This is a genomic window from Microbacterium sp. Bi128, from assembly GCF_918698205.1.
Genome location: NZ_CAKKMM010000443.1, coordinates 1 through 3,627 on the forward strand (window position 1 = coordinate 1; position 3,627 = coordinate 3,627).

General features: G+C 65.2%; 5 protein-coding genes. All 5 read left to right on the forward strand.

All coding sequences use genetic code 11. The features are described from left to right. Positions 1 to 358: 358 nt before the first annotated feature. Complete coding sequence (locus LQV45_RS20660) at positions 359 to 757, forward strand: cupin (protein WP_230008624.1); 399 nt, start codon at positions 359 to 361, stop codon at positions 755 to 757. Positions 758 to 943: 186 nt separating this feature from the next. Then, positions 944 to 1,570: a 30S ribosomal protein S4 gene (rpsD, locus tag LQV45_RS20665; RefSeq protein WP_018773157.1), complete on the forward strand. Its 627-nt coding sequence runs from the start codon at positions 944 to 946 to the stop codon at positions 1,568 to 1,570. A 179-nt stretch (positions 1,571 to 1,749) separates the two neighbouring features. After that, positions 1,750 to 2,124 (forward strand): DUF948 domain-containing protein, encoded by a 375-nt coding sequence (locus tag LQV45_RS20670; protein ID WP_018773156.1) that lies wholly within the window; start codon positions 1,750 to 1,752, stop codon positions 2,122 to 2,124. Positions 2,125 to 2,144: 20 nt separating this feature from the next. Beyond that, the gene (locus tag LQV45_RS20675; RefSeq protein ID WP_223916699.1) at positions 2,145 to 2,411 is read left to right on the forward strand and encodes a DUF6167 family protein; all 267 of its coding nucleotides are present in this window, start codon (positions 2,145 to 2,147) and stop codon (positions 2,409 to 2,411) included. Between the two features lie 175 nt (positions 2,412 to 2,586). Beyond that, the coding region (locus LQV45_RS20680; protein WP_230008625.1) for an alanine--tRNA ligase-related protein at positions 2,587 to 3,627 on the forward strand (1,041 nt) is incomplete at its 3' end.

Genomic DNA, 3,627 nt, shown 5'->3' on the forward strand with positions numbered 1-3,627 from the left:
GGGCGCAACTACTACGAACCCACCGGCAACGGGGCCGAACGCGACATCGCCACCCGGCTCGAGCGGCTTCGGAGGATCATCCGCGGCACCTGAAAGGCACATGGGCGGCAGGTGAACGCCCGTGACCGGCGGCTGGTCGGCGGCGCCCGGTGGCGCCGGAATCCGCCGTTGACATAGGGGCCAAGAGGTCTAACGTGGAATTACGGCGGCATGGATCTGCTGACCGTCCGTGCGGCGCAGGGGACAGCGCGGTCACATCGCTGGCTCCCTCGTTCCGGACCCCGGAACGGCAGCCGGCTTCGCTCCATCCCAGCTCATCCAGCGCGAGCGTTCCCGTCCCGTCCCCGGCAGGTGTCCCATGAGTATCAACTTCGTTACAGCCATGGCAGTGAAGTCCTTCGATGTGCCGGACAAGAAACGGTGCCCGGACAAGGCCGAATTCGACCTCTGCACAGTGAACGACTACTCGGTGGCCCGGCTGATCCTAGGCCCGGGCTGGCGGTGGCCGGAGAACACCAGAGCCTACGAGCGGACCGACGTCTGCCTGCACCACCATCTCGGTTTCTGCATCTCCGGAGAAATGGAAGTCGAAACGGCCGAAGGGCTGCGCTCCACGATCCACGCCAACGACACGTACGCGATTCCGCCGGGACACGACGAATGGGTGGTGGGCCCGAAACCGTTCGTGGCCGTGGAATTCCTGGGCGCGGCGTCCTTCGGGCGCAGCGGTGTCCGGGGAGCGCACGCCAGAATCTGACTTCGGTCCGCCGGCCGGATCTGGTAGGCTGGATCGTTGTCTGGCAAGGCACGGACGCACAATCCATGGAAACTTCGGTTCGATGAGGGTTGCCCTGTGCCCAGTAGCAAAAGGCAGCGGTTGGCCGATGCTCTCCATCGTGGAGGCCAGTAACACTGACACACCGCAGATATTGGAAGGACACAAGTGGCTAACAACACTCGTGCTCGCCGTACCGCACGCCTTTCGCGTGCACTCGGCATCGCTCTGACCCCCAAGGCCGCCAAGTACATGGAGCGCCGCCCGTACGGCCCCGGTGAGCATGGCCGTGCCCGCAAGAAGCAGGACTCCGACTACGCCGTACGTCTGCGCGAAAAGCAGCGTCTGCGCGCCCAGTACGGCATCCGCGAAGCCCAGATGACCCGTGCCTTCGAAGAAGCACGCCGCACCAAGGGCCTGACCGGTGAAAACCTGATCGAACTGCTCGAAATGCGTCTCGACGCCCTCGTGCTGCGTGCCGGCTTCGCCCGCACCATCGCCCAGGCCCGCCAGCTGGTTGTGCACCGCCACATCCTCGTTGACGGCATCCGCGTTGACCGCCCGTCTTTCCGCGTCGGCGAGGGCCAGCTGGTCCACGTTCACAGCCGCAGCGAGACCATGCCTCCGTTCCAGGTTGCAGCAGCCGGCGCTCACCGCGACGTCCTGCCGATCGTTCCGGCTTACCTGGACGTCAAGCTTGACGCCCTGCAGGCCCGCCTGGTGCGTCGCCCCAAGCGCTCCGAGATCCCCGTGACCTGCGAAGAGCAGCTCGTCGTGGAATTCTACGCACGCTAATTCAAAAGGCATCACCTACAAAGAAGCCCGTGGCAAGCGCCGCGGGCTTCTTTGTATGTAAGGTACTTGGGGGAGTTCCCCGGGAGCCGGTTCGGCTTGCCGGATTTAACTGTCGGCGAAACCGTCGGAACCCGACGCAACAAGCAGGTATCCACTGCAGTTCAAGGAGATGAGTGTCTATGTCTGGTGGCGATATTGCCGGCCTGATCGCGGCTGGAGTGTTTGCACTGCTGGTCCTGCTGCTCGCCGTGCCGATCCTGAAGCTCGGGGGAGTGTTCGACGAAATGCGGACCACTATCCGCTCCATCAGCGACGGCGCCACCCCGCTCATGGACGAGGTCACCGCGACGGTGACCACCACCAACGAGCAGCTGAAGAAGGTTGACGGCATCTCCTCGAACGTCTCGGACGCCTCCGCCAACATCTCGGCGCTGTCCTCGCTCATGGCCGCCACCGTGGGCTCGCCGCTGATCAAGGTGGCAGCCTTCAGCTACGGCGTGCGCTCCGCCTTCAGCACCCGCAAAAAGCCCGCCACCGGCCGCCGCAGCCGCTAAACACTTCGGGAGCACCTGACATGAACAGAATCATCTGGATGGGAATCGGCGTCGCGATCGGCGTTATCGCCTTCCGCAAAGTCACCGAAGCGCAGTCCGCCCTCGGCCCCGAAGGCCTGAACCGGGCCGTCGGACGGCTGGCGGACGGCCTGCTCGACTTCGCCGATGCCGTCCGCGATGGCATGGGCGAGCGGGAGTCAGAACTCCGCACGGCCCTCGGGATCGAGACGGCAACGGACCTCGCCGCCGGCGGCACTGTCGCCCGCCGGGATGCGGTCCGGCGCTAGCCGGGAGAGAATTAGTAAGTAAGGTGCCCGTCACCGGGGGCGACGGCGCGCCGACGCCCCCGGTGACGGGTACCAGATTGACGGGCCCGGATCAGTGCCGGTCCTCAGCTTGTCCCGCGCAGCACAGACGCGGGCCACATAACGCAGTGAATATTGAAGGGTAAGAAAACAGCTCATGAAGTCGCAGGAGATCACCAAGCGCTGGATCGACTTTTTTGTCAGCAAGGGGCACACCGCCGTGCCCTCCGCCTCCCTGGTCTCCAGCGACCCGTCCCTGCTGTTTACGGTGGCCGGCATGGTCCCGTTCATTCCGTACCTGACCGCCCGTGAGGAGGCCCCCTACCAGCGGGCCACCAGTGTGCAGAAGTGCATCCGGACCGGTGACATCGAGGAAGTGGGCAAAACCGCCCGCCACGGCACGTTCTTCCAGATGTGCGGCAACTTCTCCTTTGGCGACTACTTCAAGGAAGACGCCATCAAGTTCGCGTGGGAGCTCCTGACCACCAGCGTGGACGACGGCGGGTACGGACTGCCGCCGGAGCGGCTCTGGGTCACCGTCTATGAAGAGGACGACGAGGCCGAGCAGCTGTGGCTGAAGAACACCGGCATGCCGGCCGAGCGGATCCAGCGCATGGGCAAGTCCGACAACTACTGGTCCACCGGCCAGCCCGGCCCCGCCGGTCCCTGCTCGGAGATCTATTACGACCGCGGCCCGTCCTACGGCGTCGAGGGCGGCCCCATCGCCGATGAAAACCGCTACGTCGAGATCTGGAACCTCGTGTTCATGCAGTACCAGATCGACAACGTCCGCTCCAAGGTGGATTTCGACATCACCGGAGAACTGCCCAAGAAGAACATCGACACGGGCCTGGGCATGGAGCGCCTCGCGATGATCCTCCAGGACGTCGAGAACATGTACGAGACGGACCAGGTCCGCCCCGTGATCGACCGGGCCGCGGCCCTCTCCGGCCGGGAATACACCTCCGCGGAGTCCGCCGAGGACCCGCACCACACGGACGACGTCCGCATGCGCGTCGTTGCCGACCACATCCGCTCGGCCCTCATGCTGATCGCCGACGGCGTGACCCCCTCCAACGAGGGCCGCGGCTACGTGCTGCGCCGCCTGATCCGCCGGGCCGTCCGCTCCATGCGCCTGCTCGGCGTCGATAAAGCCTGCCTGCCGGAACTGCTGCCGGCCTCGCGGGACGCCATGAAG

Excerpts from the sequence above, each read along its gene's own strand:
- LQV45_RS20670 (WP_018773156.1), top strand. The coding sequence starts at position 1,750 with ATGTCTGGTGGCGATATTGCCGGCCTGATCGCGGCTGGAGTGTTTGCA.
- LQV45_RS20660 (WP_230008624.1), top strand. The coding sequence starts at position 359 with ATGAGTATCAACTTCGTTACAGCCATGGCAGTGAAGTCCTTCGATGTG.
- LQV45_RS20675 (WP_223916699.1), top strand. The coding sequence starts at position 2,145 with ATGAACAGAATCATCTGGATGGGAATCGGCGTCGCGATCGGCGTTATC.